Source organism: Campylobacter sp. TJR-1, assembly GCF_032840035.1.
Classification (GTDB): Bacteria; Campylobacterota; Campylobacteria; order Campylobacterales; family Campylobacteraceae; genus Campylobacter; species Campylobacter fetus.
Window position 1 is genome coordinate 18,892 of sequence record NZ_JAWIZX010000001.1, and the last position, 19,834, is coordinate 38,725.

20 protein-coding genes and 1 pseudogene are annotated in these 19,834 nt (G+C 32.4%); 9 read left to right on the forward strand and 12 right to left on the reverse strand.

The features are described 5' to 3' along the window. From RVY88_RS00095 to RVY88_RS09145, 7 genes and pseudogenes are all read left to right on the forward strand, one after another. Complete coding sequence (locus RVY88_RS00095) at positions 1-774, forward strand: MetQ/NlpA family ABC transporter substrate-binding protein (RefSeq protein ID WP_038453479.1); 774 nt, start codon at positions 1-3, stop codon at positions 772-774. Positions 775-870: 96 nt separating this feature from the next. Beyond that, the gene (gene rpmB / locus RVY88_RS00100) at positions 871-1,062 is read left to right on the forward strand and encodes a 50S ribosomal protein L28 (RefSeq protein ID WP_002849521.1); all 192 of its coding nucleotides are present in this window, start codon (positions 871-873) and stop codon (positions 1,060-1,062) included. 19 nt (positions 1,063-1,081) lie between these two features. Beyond that, positions 1,082-2,212 carry a potassium channel family protein gene (locus tag RVY88_RS00105; protein WP_011732024.1) on the forward strand — a complete coding sequence of 377 codons (1,131 nt, stop codon included), beginning with the start codon at positions 1,082-1,084 and terminating at the stop codon, positions 2,210-2,212. Beyond that, positions 2,205-3,392 (forward strand): bifunctional glutamate N-acetyltransferase/amino-acid acetyltransferase ArgJ, encoded by a 1,188-nt coding sequence (argJ, locus tag RVY88_RS00110; RefSeq protein ID WP_162167537.1) that lies wholly within the window; start codon positions 2,205-2,207, stop codon positions 3,390-3,392. Before RVY88_RS00105 ends, argJ begins: the two co-directional genes overlap by 8 nt. Positions 3,393-3,453: 61 nt before the next feature. Beyond that, complete coding sequence (locus RVY88_RS00115) at positions 3,454-3,681, forward strand: YdcH family protein (protein ID WP_002849526.1); 228 nt, start codon at positions 3,454-3,456, stop codon at positions 3,679-3,681. Positions 3,682-4,271: 590 nt separating this feature from the next. After that, positions 4,272-4,559 (forward strand): annotated as a pseudogene (locus tag RVY88_RS09140) (methyl-accepting chemotaxis protein); the annotation flags it as partial. A gap of 66 nt (positions 4,560-4,625) precedes the next feature. Then, positions 4,626-4,976: a CZB domain-containing protein gene (locus RVY88_RS09145; RefSeq protein ID WP_230454705.1), complete on the forward strand. Its 351-nt coding sequence runs from the start codon at positions 4,626-4,628 to the stop codon at positions 4,974-4,976. 25 nt (positions 4,977-5,001) lie between these two features. On the opposite strand, the gene trmA is transcribed toward RVY88_RS09145, so the two are convergent. Genes trmA through RVY88_RS00140 form a run of 4 tightly spaced genes read right to left on the reverse strand, consistent with a single transcriptional unit; the run spans position 5,002 to position 9,390 of the window. Further along, positions 5,002-6,105 carry a tRNA (uridine(54)-C5)-methyltransferase TrmA gene (trmA, locus tag RVY88_RS00125; protein WP_038453486.1) on the reverse strand — a complete coding sequence of 368 codons (1,104 nt, stop codon included), beginning with the start codon at positions 6,103-6,105 and terminating at the stop codon, positions 5,002-5,004. A gap of 2 nt (positions 6,106-6,107) precedes the next feature. Continuing rightward, the gene (locus RVY88_RS00130; RefSeq protein WP_162167536.1) at positions 6,108-6,854 is read right to left on the reverse strand and encodes an SDR family NAD(P)-dependent oxidoreductase; all 747 of its coding nucleotides are present in this window, start codon (positions 6,852-6,854) and stop codon (positions 6,108-6,110) included. Beyond that, complete coding sequence (locus tag RVY88_RS00135; protein WP_162167535.1) at positions 6,851-7,960, reverse strand: ankyrin repeat domain-containing protein; 1,110 nt, start codon at positions 7,958-7,960, stop codon at positions 6,851-6,853. The genes RVY88_RS00130 and RVY88_RS00135 overlap by 4 nt, the downstream gene beginning before the upstream one ends. Before the next feature lie 2 nt (positions 7,961-7,962). Next, complete coding sequence (locus RVY88_RS00140) at positions 7,963-9,390, reverse strand: COG3400 family protein (protein WP_011732027.1); 1,428 nt, start codon at positions 9,388-9,390, stop codon at positions 7,963-7,965. 37 nt (positions 9,391-9,427) lie between these two features. On the opposite strand from RVY88_RS00140, the gene tgt reads away from it, so the two are divergent. Both tgt and RVY88_RS00150 read left to right on the forward strand, forming a co-directional pair. Continuing rightward, positions 9,428-10,552 (forward strand): tRNA guanosine(34) transglycosylase Tgt, encoded by a 1,125-nt coding sequence (gene tgt / locus RVY88_RS00145; RefSeq protein WP_162167534.1) that lies wholly within the window; start codon positions 9,428-9,430, stop codon positions 10,550-10,552. Continuing rightward, the gene (locus tag RVY88_RS00150) at positions 10,549-11,280 is read left to right on the forward strand and encodes a CorA family divalent cation transporter (RefSeq protein WP_002849533.1); all 732 of its coding nucleotides are present in this window, start codon (positions 10,549-10,551) and stop codon (positions 11,278-11,280) included. The genes tgt and RVY88_RS00150 overlap by 4 nt, the downstream gene beginning before the upstream one ends. Before the next feature lie 59 nt (positions 11,281-11,339). On the opposite strand, the gene RVY88_RS00155 is transcribed toward RVY88_RS00150, so the two are convergent. From RVY88_RS00155 to RVY88_RS00190, 8 genes are all read right to left on the reverse strand, one after another. Continuing rightward, positions 11,340-12,728: a replicative DNA helicase gene (locus RVY88_RS00155; protein ID WP_024305236.1), complete on the reverse strand. Its 1,389-nt coding sequence runs from the start codon at positions 12,726-12,728 to the stop codon at positions 11,340-11,342. Positions 12,729-12,732: 4 nt separating this feature from the next. Further along, a complete protein-coding gene (gene ispG / locus RVY88_RS00160; protein WP_038453491.1) occupies positions 12,733-13,803 on the reverse strand; it encodes a flavodoxin-dependent (E)-4-hydroxy-3-methylbut-2-enyl-diphosphate synthase in 1,071 nt (356 codons plus the stop codon). A gap of 131 nt (positions 13,804-13,934) precedes the next feature. Beyond that, the gene (locus tag RVY88_RS00165; RefSeq protein WP_002849535.1) at positions 13,935-14,600 is read right to left on the reverse strand and encodes a M48 family metallopeptidase; all 666 of its coding nucleotides are present in this window, start codon (positions 14,598-14,600) and stop codon (positions 13,935-13,937) included. After that, a complete protein-coding gene (locus RVY88_RS00170) occupies positions 14,593-16,857 on the reverse strand; it encodes a type I restriction endonuclease subunit R (RefSeq protein ID WP_238389036.1) in 2,265 nt (754 codons plus the stop codon). The genes RVY88_RS00165 and RVY88_RS00170 overlap by 8 nt, the downstream gene beginning before the upstream one ends. Continuing rightward, complete coding sequence (locus tag RVY88_RS00175; RefSeq protein ID WP_238389035.1) at positions 16,772-17,665, reverse strand: type I restriction endonuclease; 894 nt, start codon at positions 17,663-17,665, stop codon at positions 16,772-16,774. Before RVY88_RS00175 ends, RVY88_RS00170 begins: the two co-directional genes overlap by 86 nt. Further along, the gene (locus RVY88_RS00180) at positions 17,662-18,585 is read right to left on the reverse strand and encodes a hypothetical protein (protein WP_317051233.1); all 924 of its coding nucleotides are present in this window, start codon (positions 18,583-18,585) and stop codon (positions 17,662-17,664) included. The genes RVY88_RS00175 and RVY88_RS00180 overlap by 4 nt, the downstream gene beginning before the upstream one ends. Beyond that, the gene (locus tag RVY88_RS00185; protein WP_134867693.1) at positions 18,585-18,899 is read right to left on the reverse strand and encodes a hypothetical protein; all 315 of its coding nucleotides are present in this window, start codon (positions 18,897-18,899) and stop codon (positions 18,585-18,587) included. Before RVY88_RS00185 ends, RVY88_RS00180 begins: the two co-directional genes overlap by 1 nt. A gap of 235 nt (positions 18,900-19,134) precedes the next feature. Then, on the reverse strand, positions 19,135-19,791 hold the full coding sequence (locus tag RVY88_RS00190) for a restriction endonuclease subunit S (protein ID WP_162167444.1): 657 nt from the start codon (positions 19,789-19,791) through the stop codon (positions 19,135-19,137). Between the last annotated feature and the right edge of the window lie 43 nt (positions 19,792-19,834).

Consider the following 19,834-nt stretch of genomic DNA (forward strand, 5'->3'; position numbering starts at 1 on the left):
ATGAAAAAATTAACTATCGCAGCGCTACTTGCTTCTAGCCTTATAAGCGCAGCATTTGGAGAAGTTATCAAAGTCGGAGCTACTCCAGTTCCTCACGCAGAGATCTTAGAGTTTATAAAGCCTGAGCTAAAAAAAGCAGGATATGATCTTGAAATTAAAGTATTCAATGATTATGTAATTCCAAATCTAGCGGTTGAAGACGGTGATTTGGATGCAAACTTTTTTCAACATATACCGTATTTAAATGAGTTTAATGCAAACAAAGGCACTCATTTAGTAAAAACAGTAGGCGTACATCTTGAGCCGATGGGAGTTTATAGTAAAAAACTAAAATCTCTTAAAGATCTAAAAGACGGTGCTATAGTAAGTATACCAAATGATCCTACAAACGAAAGTCGCGCTCTTGATGTTTTAGTAAATGCTAAACTTATAGAAGTAGATTTGAGCGCTAAATTAAGAACTCCGCTTGATATAACTAAAAATCCTAAAAATCTTAAATTTAAAGAGATCGAAGCCGCCACTCTTCCAAGAACTTTAGATGATGTTGATATAGCCGTTATAAATACGAATTTCGCTATGAACGCAAATTTAAATCCTACAAAAGATGCGCTTCTTATAGAAAGCAAAGAGAGTCCGTATGTTAATATAGTAGTTGTTAAAGACGGAAATCAAAATAGCAAAAAAATAAAAGCACTTGATAATGCTATCAACACAGACTCAGTTAAAAAATTTATATCTGATAATTATAAAGGCGCTGTAGTTCCTGCGTTTTAATTTCTAAAATTTGGGCTTATGATGCCCAAATTTAAGCTAAATTTACAATTATTTTAGATATAATCAGCCCAAATTTTTGTTTGTAAGGAAAAAAATATGTCAAAAAGATGTGCAATAACAGGAAAAGGACCTATGGTTGGAAACAACGTAAGTCACGCTAATAATAGAACAAAAAGAAGATTTATGCCAAACCTTCGTACGGTTCGTGTTATGCTTGAAGATGGTACAACAAGAAAAATCAGAGTTGCAGCTTCTACTTTAAGAACAATGAAAAAACAATCACACTAATACATAAAAAGAGGAATTAATGTCTTTACTACAAAAGATTAAAAAATTCCTCAATTGGACTGATGAGTCCAAACCAGAATACGATCTAAATACAGAACTTTACCAGCAGTTAAAATCATTTAGGCTTCCTTTGATATCCGTTGTTCTTATGATGCTATTTGGAGCTTTAGGATATGTTTTTATCGATGGATTTACTTTAATAGACGGTATTTATCAAGCCGGTATGACCTTTACGACTGTTGGTTTTACCGAAGTTGCGCCTATTAGTCCATCAGGGAGACTTTTTACTATAACTTTTATTCTCATGGGATTTGGAGTTTTTACATTTTCTATGGGTCTTTTTATAGAAGTACTTAAAAAAGGTGCTTTAACGAAGGTTTTAAAGGAGAGAAATATGATATATAAAATAGCCAGACTCAAAAACCACTTTGTGATTTGCTATCACAATATCTATACTATAGAACTCACAAGACAATTTAGAGAAAATCATATACCGTTTGTTGTGGTAGATAATAGAGAAGATCTTCCTAGTCTAGCTGAAATATATAAATATCCGTATTACATAGTAGATGAGCCGCACACGCAAAACGCTATGTTAAAAACTCACCTCTCAAGCGCAAAAGGACTTATAACTTTAAGTTCAAATATCGCTGACAATATAGCTCTTATAGCAACCGTTAGACTGTATGAAAAAGAGCTTGGTAGAATAAAACCATACTTTATAATGACAAATTCAGATAATGACGATGACACGCAAAAACTAAAAAAATTAGGTGCAAACTCGGTAGTATCTCCATCAAAATTAGTAGCGCAACGACTTTCGGCTATGAGCGTACGACCGGATATGGAAAATATGCTAGAGCAATTTTTATATAAAAAAGATTCGCCGATCGATATAGAGGAGATAAAAGTTCCCGATCTATCTTGGCTAAGATTCAAAAGATTAAAAGAAACTCATTTGCGAGATATCACAAACGCCGATGTAGTAGGTATCAGAGATCAAAATAATAAATTTACTCCTATGCCAAAAGGCGATACTCTTATAGGAACAGGCTCAAGACTGCTAGTTATAGGAACTGCCGAGAGTATAAGAGCTACTAAAAAACTCATTTTCAGTAAACACAAACCGGAGGAATTTAAATATGTTTAATCTTATAAGCCTGAAAAATGGACTTGAGAATGTTGAAGGGTTTTATTTCGGCGGAGTAAATGCCGGATTTAAGACAAACGGAGATAATGATCTAGGCTTCATAAGAAGCGATGAGCCGGTAATGGTTTCAGCTATATTTACTTCAAACAAATTTCAAGCAGCTCCGATAAAGCATTTTAAAAAATACGGTAAAAACTTCAAAACAAACTTTGTTTTATTAAATTCAAAAAATGCAAACGCAATGACCGGAAAAGCCGGTATAGATGATATAGATGATATATTTAAAGAACTTGGTAAGAAGCTAAATTTGATAAATCCTATCATGAGTTCAACCGGAGTTATCGGATATCGTCTTAAAAAAGACAAAATAATAGAAGCCGCAAACAAATTTGATCTTATCTCACGCAATTCTGACGCAACAGCTCAAGCGATTATGACAACAGATAGCTTTAAAAAAGAGATAGCTTTTAGAGTTGAACTTAAAGATGGCAAAAGCTTTAACATAGCTTGTATCTGCAAAGGTGCAGGTATGATAAATCCAGCATTTGCGACGATGTTATGCTTTATCTTAACAGATGCAAATATACCGCAAAAAGATATGGATGAACTTTTAAAAAGCTGCGTAGAAGAGAGCTTCAATGCGATAAGCGTAGATGGCGACACCAGCACCAATGATACTTTAATGCTTTTAAGCTCACAAAAAAGCGGAGTTTATGACAAAGATGCTTTTAAATTTGCACTTGAAACTATCACAAAAACTATGGCTTTAAATTTAGTAAAAGATGGGGAAGGAAGTACAAAAGTAGTAGCATTTGAAGTAAATGGAGCAAAAAACTATGATGAAGCGCAAAAGGCAGCAAAGGCTTTGTCGAATTCTCTTTTAGTAAAAACAGCAATTTTTGGAGAAGATCCAAACTGGGGTAGAATAGCTTCAACCATAGGAGCTAGCGGCGTAGAATGTGATGAAGAAAAGTTAATTATATATTATGACGATGTGCTTGTATTCGACAAAAATAATCCCGAATTAGATCAAGAAAGAGAGATAAAAGCTCATAATGTTATGAAAAAAAACAGCTATAAAATAAGCTGTTTTTTGGGTATAGCAGACGCTAAATTTACGGCTTACGGATGTGATTTAGGACACACGTATGTTAAAATAAACGCGGATTACCGTTCATAAATGAGTTTTAAGTAAGCAAATGATACAATGCTAAGATATTATTATTTTTAAAGGAGAGAATATGCTACACGAATACAGAGATTTAATCACGGAACTAAAAGGTAAAAATGCAAGATTTGATAGCGTTTTTGACAAACACAATGAACTTGACCAAAGAATATCAGATATAGAAGAAGGCAGAGAATACGCCGATCCTTATGAATTAGAAACTCTTAAAAAAGAAAAATTAAGATTAAAAGATGAAGCTTATAATATCTTAATGGAATATAAAAAATCTAAATCAAACTAACTAAACACTTTTCTACGAGTTTGAGTGTTACTCAAACTCAATTCTATACTCACCCCTTATCTTTTTATTTTGTTTAAGTATTATTTAATCAAAATTTTTATATTATTGTATTCATAAAGTTTGATAATTATTCTATATAAATAATTATTAGCATAGAATATTAAGTAAAAGTAAGGTATGAAAAAAGGGGGTAGAAAGTGTTTGGTTCATCAAATAATGTAAACAAACAGTACGAATTAAAAATAGATGCTCTTAAAAAAGAGCTGGAAAATAAGACAAAAGAAAATGAAGATCTAAAAACGGAGATTCAAGGACTAAAAGAAAAAATAGAAAAATCGCAAGATTGCGATACTATATCTTCTATGGCGCATGTTATGGTGGATGGTATTAAAAATAGCGCTAAAAATATACAAAGCGGAATAGAAAGAAATCTCGAATTATCGCATAACTGTATCACAACTATAGATGAAAATATACAAAATATCGGAGAGCTTTCTCAAACTAGCAATAGATTAATAGAATCCCTAAACGAAATAACAAACTCATCAAATAGATCACGCGCAACAGCGGAAAATCTACATAAAAGCGTTGATGAGATCACAAACGTGATAAATTTGATCAAAGACATATCAGATCAAACAAATCTTCTTGCTCTAAATGCAGCTATAGAAGCAGCAAGAGCCGGTGAGCACGGACGTGGATTTGCGGTTGTTGCAGATGAAGTAAGAAAACTAGCTGAGCGTACTCAAAAAGCAACCGCTGAAGTAGAGATGAACATAAACTTACTAAAACAAAATGCTAGCGACATGTTTGCTCAAAGCGAAGAAGTTGAAAATATATCTATAGAGTCAAACAAACACGTAGAAGGTTTTATATCTAAATTTAAAGACCTTGTAGATAGAACAAAACACATCGAAAACAATGCTCAAGCCATATCATATGATATTTTCGTATCTTTAGTTAAACTAGATCACGTTGTATTTAAAGTAGGCGGATATGGCAATGTTCTAACAAAAAATTACGAAAAACTAGCAGATCACACATCATGTCGTCTAGGAAAATGGTACGAATCAAGAGGCAAAGATATATTTGAAGATACTGTTGAGTTCGCTCAAATACTTGATCCGCATAAAACAATCCACGAATATGTAAATAAAGCTATCGATCTAGCTAGCAAACATGCAAATCCTATGGATGTTATAGAAAAATTCAAATACGCAGAAGAGCAATCAATAAATTTATTTAATATATTTAATAATATGATTGCTGCTAAAGTACGTAAAATAGATAAATAAATCTGGAAGCCAGTTTAAATGGCTTCTAATATTTTTTTAAAACTACTGCGCATTCGATGTGATTTGTATGAACAAACTGATCAAAAATAGCAAATTTATCTACACTATGCGTTTTGCAAAGTAGTTTTAAATTCTCTTTTAGGGTCAACGGATTACAAGATATATAAATTATATTTTCGTAATTTCGTATGAAATCTAACACGCTTTTATCGCATCCTGCTCGCGGCGGATCTACTAAAATATGACTAAATTCATAACTTCTTAAATCTATATCTTGTAATCTACGAAAATCTCTTTTAAAGAGAAAAGCTTCCATAAGTTCTTCGGCACTTAATCTTGTAAATTTGATATTATCTACACCGTTCAACTCGCAATTTTTTAAAGCACTGTTAATAGAAGCTTTGCTTATCTCCGTAGCCAAAACTTTGTTAAATTTAAAACTAAGAGGAATGGTAAAATTTCCGTGTCCGCAGTAAAGCTCAAGGAGATCTTTACAATCCGTAGTATGGTCTAAAACCCATGAAATCATATTTTCATTTATATTTCTATTTGGCTGGATAAAAGCAGCGTCTCCAAAAACATAATGATAACTTTTACCGTTTATAAATAATTTTTCATTTAAACTTGAACTTCCAAATACAAGTTTTTTACCTTTGCTTCTTGCTATCAAACCGACTTTAAGCTTACTTTGCAACCAAGTAAGCTCTTGAATTATAGTAGATGCGTCTTTGTGATAAAGTAAAATAATCAAAATTTCATCTCTTGTAGTTATGAACTCAACCCCAAAAATCTTTGCTTTTAAATTTTGATTTTCTTTTAACAAATCCAACAAAACCGGCATGATGACGGATATTTTCTCATCGACTATAGAACATTTATCTATCTTTAAATAGCCGCCATCGGCTCTTCTCATTGTATAACTAAGACTATTATCATCGTGATATAAGCCAAACTCCGCCCTACTTCTAAATTTAGAAATCGGTGATCTGAAAAATATAATTTCGCCATTGTGAAAATCTTTAAAATGCTCTTTTATAAAATTCTTTTTAAAATCAATCTGCTCACTATAAGGCATATCCAAAGTACAACTTCCGCAATGTTTTAAGTACTCACAGCTATTTTCTTGCAAACTTACTCTTTTTCAAAGAAAAATCCAGCCCAACTCTGAGTAGTAGGCATTACTTCAAGCGTATTTATATTTACATGTTTTGGTAAATTAATGCAATCAAGAACTATTTTAGCGATATCTTCAGCTTTCAAATACTGCGTAGAGTTATAAACACTGTCGCTTTTATCTTCATCACCTTTAAATCTAACAACGCTAAACTCAGTTTTTGCGATACCAGGAGCTATTTCTGTAACTCGTATGTTGCTGCCTTTTACGTCATTTCTAAGATTTAAACTAAACTGTTTTACGAATGCTTTTGTGGCTCCATAAACATTAGCGCCCGGATACGGCCATGCTCCAGCTACCGAACCAAGATTAAAGATATATCCGCTTTTTCTCCTATTCATTATAGGTAAAACGGCTTTTATAGCGTATAATAAGCCTTTTATATTTGTGTCTATCATAGTTTCAAAATCGTCCAAATTTGCTTCTAAAACTCTTTCTTGACCAAGAGCAAGACCTGCATTATTAACCAATATTTCTATATCTCTAAATTGCTCAGGAAGTTCATCTATAGCTTTAAAAATAGCATTTTTATCTCTTATATCGGCATTGATTATATGTACGTTTTTCAGCTCTTTTTTGAGATTTTCTAGTCTATCAAGTCTTCTTGCTAGAAGTATGAGTTTATATCCCTCGCTTGCCAAAACTCTAGCGACTGCCTCTCCAAAACCGGACGTTGCTCCGGTTATAAAAGCTGTATTTTTCATATTTCACCTTCTAAATTTGATTTTAATTGCAAACTTTCTAAAAACATTATATTTTCTTTATTTTTGCTCCAAATAGCGTAATCAAGGGCATTATATCCCATATCGTCTATATCATCTATATTAGCTCCATTTTTTATAAGCAGATCTAGCACTTCAGGAACGCTATGAAATGCAGCATGCATAAAAACGGTTCTTGAAGTATGTTCTAAAGCACAAAGATTTTGATAAAACGGGATATTTCTAAATCCAGATGCTATAGCGTCTTTTCCTGATTTGTTTATATATTTATGATTTGTATTAGCTCCATTTTCTACCAAAAATTTGATTAAATCGATATCTCCAAAATCAATCGCATAAAATAGCGCAGTTTTTCCGAATGAATTTTCATAATTTATATTTGCTCCATGTTTTATCAAAAATTCAACATTTTTCATATTTTTTAGAGCAAAAAACAGAGCTGATTCATCACCTCCATTTATGCTAGCACCAAAATCTATAAGAGTTTGCAATATATCTTCATTTTGATTATATAGCAAAGCAATATTTAATAAATTTGTTATCTCATTTCTAGTAGGTTTATTAGTATAAATAAGAGATATAAATTCCTCTTTATTTAAATTTGGATTCGTAGCCATTCTCTCTAAAGTACTTAGCTTGTACGCCTTTTCATAATTTCCCACGGACATATATAAAAATTCATTTGCTAAACGAATAGCAAAAAATATAGCTCTTTGCTTGCTAAATCCAAATTTAGTTATATAATAATCCGTTAATTTAGGAATTAACTTTGTATATGCGTCATTAAAATCATTAAAAAGGATGAAATTGCTTATACTTCTAACAGCCCAAAAACGAAAATACTCCCTATCTTTTGACGTAGCCTCTTCATAATCTTGCTTATTTGGAAGTTGTTTTTCATATTTTATAGGATCATTAAGACCGAGAGTTATTATCTCGTTTAAATTTACAAAATACTCATCGCCGCTAGAACCGCATATATGAGTATTTCCTCTTACTTCAAGACTTAATTTATATATATCTTTTACTATATCATTTTCATTTGCAAATAAACAAGTAGAAAAAATTATAAAAAATAAAAATCTCATATTTACTCCCTAATTTTATCATTTTGCGGTATAAACATCTGATAATTCTTATCAAGAATATAATGCAATCTATCTGTATCTTTTGAAAAAATAGACAAAAACCCATCGTCTAAAATTTTTTGACTAAAAGATAAAAATTGCAAAACATCACTTCTTTTTCTAAGTTTTAAAAGAGGATTTCCGATATCTTTTATTATATTAACATTTTTATTAAATAGTTTTGAAAGACTCTCGAAATGTTCAATTAAACCACTGTCATCTCCACTAAATTTAGAATTAAAATGATAAAAATCGATATTAAAATCTAGTTGCTTACAACAGTCCATTATGACACTAGACTGTCTTTCTGCATCCTCTTCATTTCCCACTATAACTCCGTTTTTTATGGTACAAAATCCCGCATTGCCTATTTTTAGCAGGGGCAACTTTACGGAGTAAAATAGCTCTTTTTTTCTTTTAAACGTCTTTGTATCCGTGATAATAAGTCCGATATCGAACTCGCCCATATTGGATTTGGTTATATTTATCCCGAAACTAAAATAATCAATTATAACGTAAACGCTATTTGTAGCAAGATTTTTGATCTTATTAAACATATTAGAAAGTGTTGGATTTATAACTTTTATAAATAATTTTTTGCTATTTAGCTTAGAATGAATCAGCAAAGAGTCTTTTATGAGACTATCCATCTCGTCATCGCTCATATTTTTCATATCTAAAATTAGATATATATTGTTTCCAAACGGATTTGGAAACTGTCCGGGCTCTTTTTTTACCGCTCTAAATACGCTTTGCAAAACGCGCGGTTCTCCGACTATAAGAAGTACGTCATTTGGCAAAATTATTGTATCCGGAGCAGCTATAATGTAGTTTTGATGCCGATAAATCATTGCTATTTTCCACTTTTTTTTACGGATATTTCCTACGTGACGATATACATAACTGCTTCCTATAGGTACTTTTACCTCCATTATCTCGCCGATACCAAGACCGATATTATCGGCAATGACAGGAACATCCGGTAAAAAATCCATAAATCTCGAGCTTAAAATTTTCCTAGCATCTATAAGTTTTAGCCTATGATCGCTCTTGAACTCCTCATCAAATCCCCATAAATCCATTATGTCTATCTCGATTTTGGAATTTATTTTTTTCAAATTTTCATAAACGGATTTACTGTCAAACTCACTTTGCATAATTACCATAGCTTTTTCATAACTATCTTTCATATGCAACTTAAGCTTTGAAAAACTAGTCGGATCAAAGCTATAAAAATTAAAATTTTCAAAATTTACGTCTGTTTTTGGCAAAGTTTCTTCATTATAAGTTATAATCGTATAGTTGTGAAGGCTATTAAATTTAGTGTTAAAAAGCCTTTCTAAGAAATGTTTTGCTAAAATACCATCCGCAATTATCAAGATATTTTTCATAAAATCTCCAAAATTTAAAAAAGGAATTGTATCATAAATGAATTTTAAAATAGATAAAACAGACGGCAACGCCAGAGCTTGCACTTTGCAAACAGCTCATTCGACGATCCAAACTCCTATTTTTATGCCTGTCGGAACACTTGGAGCGGTTAAAAGCTTGGATGCCATAGATTTAAAAGAAATTTTAGATGCAAAAATAATACTAGCAAACACCTATCATTTATATTTACGGCCAACAAGTAAGGTTGTAAGGGAGTTTGGCGGATTGCACGGTTTTAGTAAATTTGATAGAAGTTTTTTAACAGACAGCGGTGGATTTCAAGCATTTTCACTATCAAAAATTTCAAAACCGGATGAAAACGGAATCAAATTTAAAAGCCATATAGATGGCAGTATGCACTATTTTACACCTAAAAGTGTACTTGATACTCAGTATGATTTGAGTAGCGATATCATGATGATACTTGATGATCTTGTAGCGCTCCCTGCTACTAAAGAAAGAATTGATCTAAGCATAAAAAGGACGATAAACTGGGCGAAAATAGCGTGTGAATATCACAAATCAAACAAACAAAAAGGCGTGGGGATAGATCAAAATATCTTTGGGATCATTCAAGGCGGAACCGACTATAATGCGCGCAAACTCTGCGCCGAGGCACTTTGCGAGATGGAGTTTGACGGACTTGCTATAGGCGGACTAAGCGTCGGAGAGAGCAATGAAGAGATGTATGACACGGTTGAAGCCCTTATGCCATTCATAGACAAAAATCGCCCGCGCTACTTAATGGGCGTGGGAACTCCTGAGGATTTAGTACAAAACGTGGAGCGAGGCGTAGATATGTTTGATTGCGTTATGCCCACTAGAAACGCGCGTAACGGTACGCTTTTTACTAGTTTCGGGAAGATAAACATAAAATCTGCAGCGTTTATCAAAGACGATAACAAGATCGATCCTGAATGCGACTGCTATACTTGCTCTAACTTTAGCCGCGGATACTTAAATCACCTTTATAAAACTAGAGAACTTACGTTTTTTAGGCTTGCAAGTCTTCATAATCTGCATTATTATCTAAATTTAGTAAAACAGATGAGAGAAGCGATAATGCAAGGTAAATTTAAAGAATTTAAAAGAGAATTCTACGCAAAAAGAGGCATGATATGATAAATGACGAACATAGAAAAAAGCTAGAAAAAGCATCTAGTAGAAGCGGATATTTCAGTGGGGAAGGCTACAAACTGCTTATCATAAGCACGGATTTTCATAGTCAAAATGCGGGATTTGTATTTTTAGGAGATGAGATATTTGAAAAAAACGGCAAAGAGTTTATAAAAGTTGATTTTGCTAAATTTGAAACAGCGGTAAAAAGTGCTATAAACTATTTTAGAACGAATCTTGATAAGTATGAAGAAGAAGTTTTAAGTACTGAAAATCTAATATATAAAAATAAATTTGATAGCAATTTTTTAGAAAAATACTTTAAATTAAAGCATAATTTTTCTATTTTTACGATATTGCATCAATATTTTATGATAGCTTTAAACGAATTTGTAGATGAATTTATAAATTATAAAAAAGAGTTTAAAAACGATATACAATCGTTAAAAAGGATAGACAAGATCATAGATGATACCGCTTCAAGATTGGCTATAACTTTTAGTTATTATAATTCATTAAAAGATAAAAAACATAATAAAAATTTATATATTTTAACAGTTATCTCGGCATTTTTTCTACCGTTAAATTTAATAACAGGGTTTTTCGGAATGAACACCGGGGATATGTTTTTAAGTGGTAAATACGGTACTACAATAGTTCTTTTATCTATTATATTTATAATTATAACGGCGATTTTTTATATAATACAAACTCAAAAAAATCACAAAATTTAAATAAAACGAGATAAATTTAAAACCGCTAAAAGAACCAAAAGCGGTTTTATTGTTTTTTACTATCCATTAAACTCTACGCTCATACTAGGAGCTGAAAAACTCTTATCGACAAAACGAGTAAATTCTTTTTGAAATATCACATCAACGGTACCGGTTGGTCCGTTTCTATTTTTCCCAATGATAATCTCAGCATTTTCTTCTATCTTATTTGGAACAAATTTTCTCACATACTCTTTCCCATCAAGCTTTGCTTTTTGCTCCCTTTCTTTCTCTTCTTGCTCCATATAAACATCATTTCTATAAACAAATAAAATAGTATCGGCGTCTTGCTCTATGGCTCCTGATTCTCTTAAATCACTTAACATCGGTCTTTTATTTGCTCTTGCTTCTAAACTTCTGTTTAGCTGAGATAAAGCAATTACCGGAAGATTTAACTCACGAGCTAAAAGCTTTAAGCCTCTAGAAATCTCGGCTATTTGTAGATGTCTATCAGTGTAAGCCGAAGAATTTGTCATCAAACCGATATAATCAATCACGCAAAGTTTGATTTCGGGATGAGACGCTTTTAGTTTTCTCATCTGAGTTCTTACTTGATGAATGGTCACATTTCCGCTATCATAAACAAACAGTTTTTTTCTAGACATCTCGTCGCAAGCATCGCTTAGCCTAGAGATTTCATCATTATCCATATCCGCAGTCATTAAATTTTGAAGCGGAATTGAAGTTTTAGCACTAAGAAGCCTTAACATAAGCTGAGTTGCCGGCATTTCTAAAGAGAAAAATACAACGCCCAAATCTTGATTTAACACTTTTTGCACAAGATTTAATACAAAAGTAGTCTTTCCCATTCCAGGACGTGCAGCTATAATAACCAAATCACCGTCTTTAAAGCCTTTTGTTTTCTCATTTAATACCTTAAATCCGGTATCAATTCCGACTATATCACGATCAATTAGATTTTTTTGTTTTTCCAACTCTTTGATAACATCGGTAATAATCTCTTTACTTTCTTTAATAATTCCGTTATTTGAATTATCCACAAGCGAGTAAATTTCACCGCTTATATCATCTACCATATCGCGACTTGCTTTATCTTCATTTACTTTATTAGGAATTTTATGGGCTACATTAATCAAAGATCTCTTTATAGACTTCTCTTTTAGCTCCGTAGCATATTTTTTTATATCCAATATAGAATTTGTTGTAATAATCTCGGTAAAAACAGTATCATCAAAATTATTTGCAAGTCGTTTTTTAACAAATGCCATATCAACCGGTTCATCATGATTTAAACATTCTATCATAGCGCCGTAAACATCAGCGTGACCTTTTAAATAAAAATCACTAGGATTTATAAGATCATAAATCTCGCCAAGATTATCCTCACTAAATAAAATCGCACTTAAAATCGATCTTTCCATATCAAGATCGTATAAATTTTGTCCTATTATCTCAGCCATTATTACTAGCCCTTTGCTTGATCTCATCATCTATTTCACTTAAAAATCTATCTACTAGCTCATGCTCTTTTAGTCTTGCTACGACTTCACCGTGCCTCATCACCAGTCCATTTCCTTTACCAAAAGCTATAGCAACATCAGCTCCTTTTGCTTCTCCTATCGCATTTACCACACATCCCATCACGCTTACATTTAAAGGTTCTTTTATATGCTTAGTTTTTTCTTCAACTATTTTTATAGCACTCACAAGATCACTTTGTAGTCTTCCACAAGTAGGACAAGATATGATATTTAATCCTGATTTTTGAAGTCCGGTATCTTGAAGTATGGCGCGAGCAACTTTTATCTCCTCTTCAAGCTCACCTGTTATACTAACTCTCATCGTATCGCCGATACCCTCGAGCAGCAAACCTCCTAGAGCGATAGCTGATTTTATAGTTGCATGAAAAGTAGTCCCTGCTTCAGTAACTCCGAGATGAAACGGATATGAAGTAAGTGGACGAAGCTCTCTATAAGCTTGCATGGTATTATACACGTCACTAGACTTTAAACTCACTGCGATATCGGTAAATTCAAGCTCTTCAAGTAATCCTATGTTATATAAAGCGCTTTGCACCATACCTTTTACGCTGCGTCCGTATTTATTTTCAAACTGCTCTTCAAGACTACCTGAGTTTACGCCTATTCTAATAGGAATATTTCGCTCTTTACATGCTTCCACGACAGCTTTTATCCTATCTTTTCCACCGATATTCCCAGGATTTATCCTAATAGCATCTACAAATTTAGAAACAGCCACAGCATAGCTATAATTAAAGTGTATATCAGCTACTATAGGCAACGGACTCTCTTTTTTTACCTGTTCAAGACCAACAATATCTTCTTTGTTAAACACTGCGCAACGAACTATATCACAACCTGCAAAATAAAGCCTATTTATCTGCTCTAAGCACTCTTTCACATCTCTAGTTTTTGCAAATGTCATAGACTGAACACTGATAGGAGCATCGCCGCCTATCTTGACATTTCCGACTAAAATTTGTTTTGTAGGGTATCTTTGCATATTTTTCTTCCGTAAATTTGATACGCAAAGTGTAACTAAATTTGGATAAAAATATGATAAGTTTAAAACTCAAATCCGTTACTTGACAAATATTAAATTTAAAAATAAATAGCAACCGATTATGAATTAAATTATAAATTCGATTGCTCTAAAATCTCTTTTCGTTTTTCCCAGTCGCTCATATAAAGCGATAAATACTCATAAAATTTGCTTGAATGATCAGGATATATCAGATGAGTTAATTCATGAAATATAACATACTCGATGCAAATTTTAGGCTTTTTGATAAGCTCGATATTGAGATTTATATATGATTTATATGGATTGCAGCTCCCCCATCTTGTCTTCATTTGCCTTATCTTGATATCTTTTATATCACGCTTTACTATCTTGTTCCACTCTTGCAAAATGCTAAAAAAATGAAGCAAAGCCTTTTCATAGTACCACTCATATAACAAATTTTGCTTCTTGTTTAGGTCATTTTTGTTTTTGGTGCGAATTTCTAGATAGCCGCGTTGGAGTTTGACATTTTCGTCTTTTGAGCTAATGACTTTTAGCCTATAACTCTTACCTAAATATCTAAACTCCTCACCACTTACATACTCTTTTTGATTGGTTTGAAACGACGCGAAAAATTCTTTTTTTTGCTCTATCCATTTAGCTCTTTTTTTGATGATATACTCCGTATACTCATCACTTACAGCTTTTGGAGTAGTCAAAACAACTTCGCCTGTAGGCTTTACCTTTAATGTGATGTTTTTTACATCTTTTTTAACGATTAAAATATTTTCAAGCATAAAAGCCGATCCCGATACCTCTGATTGTTTGATAAATCATTTCTTTATTCTCGATAGAGATTCCGTACTCATCTTCTATATCCCATAGCATGTCTTCCATAGCGCTAGTAATGTCATTTTCGACATCTTTATTTTTGATCCATTCTGGCTTTTTTGATGCTTTTTCATAGATTTCATCAAATTTGATAGTCAAATTTTTGATTATGAGCTTTGAGTCTGGGACTTCTATATCGCCTAAGATATCAACTAGATTATCATAGATCGCAAATATAGATTTTTTATTTTCAAATTCCTTTGGATATTTATCTATGTTTGGCTTTATCGCGCCGGTTATGAGACCTTTTAGCTGTTTTGCCTTGGCTAGTTTTTCTTCTTCGCTAAGTCTTTTTTCTTTGTATTTGCTGATCACATCTTCGATCTGGTCTGAGATAGATTTGTAAAATGCAGGATTTGACTCCATCCTTTCTTGTATCACGGCACTTATAGCACTTAAGATCGTATCGGCTTTGGCGTTTTTACCCTCGACCCTCTGTACTTCTTCATCGAATTCTGTCTCAAAGATATTTACAAGCTTTGTTAGCTCATTTATGCCATTTGCATTGACAAAGGTATCTAGTAGTTTTTGCATTTGCGCTTCATATTTACCAAAATCGCAAGTCTCATGATATCTTAGCTGTGCCACTTGTCTTAGTTCATTATAAAATTTGATCTTGCTTTTATAAGTTTTTATCTCATCTTGACTTAGTATATCACTCACCTTTTCGCTACAAAGTGCCAGCTTAAAGGCTCTAGCAAGGTAAGATAGCCACTCTTTAAAATCATCTCTTTTTTGGATATCAGACAATACTTCTACATAGCTTTCAAGATCATCTTTAAATTTGACTTCACAAAACAGGCTATCTAAATTTGCATAATAAGTCTTTGCTTTTGCTATCTCGTTTCTAACGTCTATAACCGCACCATTTATATCATCTATGTCAAATTCACTAAGAGAAGCATAATCGCTCAAAGCCTGATCCAGTTCACCCAAAAGCCCACGATAATCGACTATATATCCATAATCTTTTCCATCATAAAGCCTATTTACTCTAGCGATAGCTTGCAAAAGATTATGCTCTTTGAGCTGTTTATCTACGTATAACGTGCTAGCTCTTGGCGCATCAAAACCAGTTAGGAGTTTATCGACTACTATTAGCAGATCTATCTCATCGCCATGGATGAACTCATCTTTTACATATTTTACATATTCTTCTTCGCTACCAAAGTCTTTTATAGTCTCTTGCCAAGACTTCGCCACATACTCTTTATGTCCGCCTTCAAGCTCTTCATGTTCGTTGCTAGAGATGATATATGCTGTCTTGATATCTCCATACTCTTCAAATATCTCATGATACTTGATAGCTTCATACTTGCTACTTGTCGCAAGCATCGCTTTAAATCCGCCGTTTTGCATCTTTAAAGTCTTTTTAAAATGCTCATTTATATCCATCGCTATAAATTCAAGTCTTGGCTCGCTAGATGCCACACGCTGAAATCTAGCCCATTTACGCTGCAAGTCTCTTTTGGCCTCGTCGCTTAGATCTCTTGATATCATATCAAATTTACGTACCAGCCCTTCAGGGCTAAGAACCTCTTGATCTACTAGCCTACCTTCATATAACAGAGGCAAAACAGCGCCGTCTTTTACCGCGTCACCTATCGTATATCTATGTATCTCACCGCCAAATTTATTAAAGCTGCTTTTTTCTCTTTTGAGCAGTGGTGTCCCGGTAAATCCAAGATAGCAAGCAAACGGCAAGGCTTTTTTCATAGCATTATGCAAATCCCCACTTTGCGTGCGGTGGGATTCATCTACTAGGACAAATATGCTATTGTCATTTATACAAACTTTCGAATTTGACACTTTTTCAAATTTATGCACAAGAGTAGTTATCACGCTTACGCCGCTTTGTAGCTTGTCTATCAAGTCGCTTCCACTACTCGCCCTACTCGCTTTTATCTCTGTATTTTCAAAAGTCCTATGTATCTGCTCATCTAAGTCTATGCGATCAGTCACTACTATGATCTTTGCTTTTGTATAAGTTAGCTTGAGTAGTTTTGTGAGCATCACCATCGTGAGAGACTTACCGCTTCCTTGAGTATGCCAGATAAGCCCGCCGGCTCTCATGCCGTTATCCGTCCGCTCTACTCTTTGCAATGTTTTTTCTATACCAAAAAAACTGCTGATATCTGCAGACTTTTTTTGCTTTTTTATCAAACAAAATATAGTGTTTTATTAGTCTTAAGAGTCTATCTCGGCTAACTAGCGCAAAAAGCGTCCTATCAAGACTCGTGATCTGCCTATCATGCACTATCATTGCCAAATTTGACTCTCTTAGCTCATCTTCTTTCCATATACCATAAAATTTAGCCGGAGTGCCGGTGGTGCCGTATCTTGCTTCGTTGCTATTTCCGGCTACCGTGAGTTGGATAAATTTAAAAAGCTGCGGGATTTCATCATTTTTTTGCTCCATGGCAAGCTGTCTTACGCCGTTTTCATAGCTTACGCTTGATTTTTTGAGTTCTATCACGACAAGCGGTATCCCGTTTATAAATATCACCAGATCAGGGCGACGCGTCTTTATCGTTTCGTTTTGATTTATGCGTTCTAGGGCAAATTCTTCCGTGATCAAAAAATGGTTATTTTCTATATCGTCAAAGTCTATGTACTTAAAAGAAAAGCTCTTTTTACTCCCATCTGTCAAGCTCTCTTCATAGCTAGTGCCTAAAAGCAGGCGATTCGTGATCTTTTCGTTTGCCACCATCAAGCCTTCGTTTAGTGACACGTCTATATCTTCTATGGCTTTAGCGATGTTGTTTTGGCTAAATTTATACTTTTGTCCTTTGTACTCATAGCTGTTTATCTCATAAAGCTTTTTAGCCAACATCTCTTTGAGCAGTACGCCGGACGTCTTACCGTCTCTAAAAGATATGTTTTGCTCTCTAGCGATAAACTCATAGCCCATATTTCGGAGCAAATTTATACAGTTTTGCTGGATTTGGTTCTCAGATACGTTTGGCGTCATTTAGGCTCCTTTATATTATATTCATTTTCCAAAGCAACTTCTTCGTTAGAACTTGCCAAAAGACGTGTAGATGTTATTTCTCCGGTATAATGAGCCTCAAAGATTATATCCATAAAACATGTAAGATGTAAATTTGTATTTATAATAAATTTATCATCTTGAAAATCTAATTTACTTTGAATATTGTATTTTTTTATATAATTTTGTATTAAATTTCCTTTTCCAATAAATTTATCTAATATATTATTATCTATAATATATTTAATCTTTTTTCTATTCCTTTGTCCTACTATATCGTCTATAATTGATATAGAAAAACTATCTATTTTTTTCACTAATTCTTTAAAACTTTCCACTTCTTCTTTGGTAGCTTCCCTATAAATATCGATAAATCTTTTATCAAAATATTTCAAATCATTAAATTTTTTAAAATAAATTCTATTTAAATTTTTTTGTATAAAAATATCTATCTCATTTCTAAAAATTAATGATTTATCATTTTTCTGATACTTTATATTATCATTGATATATTGAATTATTCGACCAGGTTTTATATAATTTTTTTCTCTAATAACTTGTAAATTTATATATTTATCATCATCAATCTCTTTTGCATAAAACAACAAATTTACATCTTTTATATTATTTGAATTTAAATTTGAATATCTGCCCGTATTATCAAAAATATCAAACATATTTAACAAATCTTTGCCAAAGATTATACTGCTAAAATCCATATAAAACCATTCATCTTGCTCAAGATTTCCTCTTTGCGGATTACTGATATAACTATGTTCATTGGATACCGTGGTGCTTGAGAAAAACAATTCATTGTTTTCAATAATCTCATTCTCTTGAGATTGCTCACTAAATACACTAAAAAAATTATTTCCAACCCTAGACATCAATTTTGAATTCATTAATTTTCCTTTATTTTATAAAATGTATTTTCATCTATTTTAATCAAGCTATCTATTTTCATTGTATTTTTGAGTTCATTAATTTTATCTGCAATTATTATGAAATTTGAATTTTCAGATTCAACTTTATAAACTCGTTTTCCAATAAGATATAAAAATGGATTCAAATACCCAATATTATTAATATGGAAAATATAAAAAAGAAATAAGACAATAATTATCTTTCCGATTAGACTTGTTTCTACAATTGAATTTGTATGTGTCAAAAATGACATAGAAAAAGTTACAACACAAACAGCAAAATAACTTGCCACATACTCGCTATACACTGGGTATATTTTTATGAATTTCAAGTTATCTCGCGTTGATTTTTTTGACAAATATCTTATAAAAATATACAATAAAAAATTTATAAAAAAGACAAAAATAACCATGCCAATGAAAAAACTATTTCATACTCAAATATTTTTATATTAAATTTTATATCATTAACTATCAAAAAAAGCATAACAATCCATACAAATGATGCTAAATTCAATAAAAACTTTATCACACCCTTACCCTGACCTTTCCTGTTAGTAGATTTTGCATTAAGCCTTGTTTTTGGAGTTTTAAATTCAATAACTTATCTTTGAGTAAATTTATCTCATCATCACACGCCGATAACACTTCTGCGATTTTTTGTTGTTTGGCTAAATTTGGAAGTTTAATCTTCAATTTCATCATTTGGTTTTTAGAAATGTTAAATCTTGTACTTCCTTGTGCTAAATGAATAATTTTTTCTCTAAAAATTTGACTTCTAAAATAGAATTTTGCGAAATATAGACTAAGGATTTCAAAGCTATACAATCTATATCCAAAACAAAAACTATTTAAATAAACATTTTCTAAATTTTTCAGTAAAACAGATGAAATTCCAACTTCTTCCGGTGTTTCAGATGAGGTTGTAAAAAATATATCTCCAAATTTAACTAAATTTTGAATTTCATTTTCCTTTATATTTACCTTTTCTGAAATATTTATATTTATGGAAAAATTATCAAAAATATTTTTATAGGTGATATATTTAGAATTTCCATTTTCAAAGTCTTCTGCTGTTTTACCGTTTAAACCATTATAAGTTTCTCCTATATCGCCCAATTTAACTTCTTGCCAAGGGTCGGTGAATTCTTTGAAGCGGATTTTGGCGGAGAGTAGATTTTGCATTAGGGCAGTTTTGAGCTTTTGTTTTTGGATGATTAGTTCATCT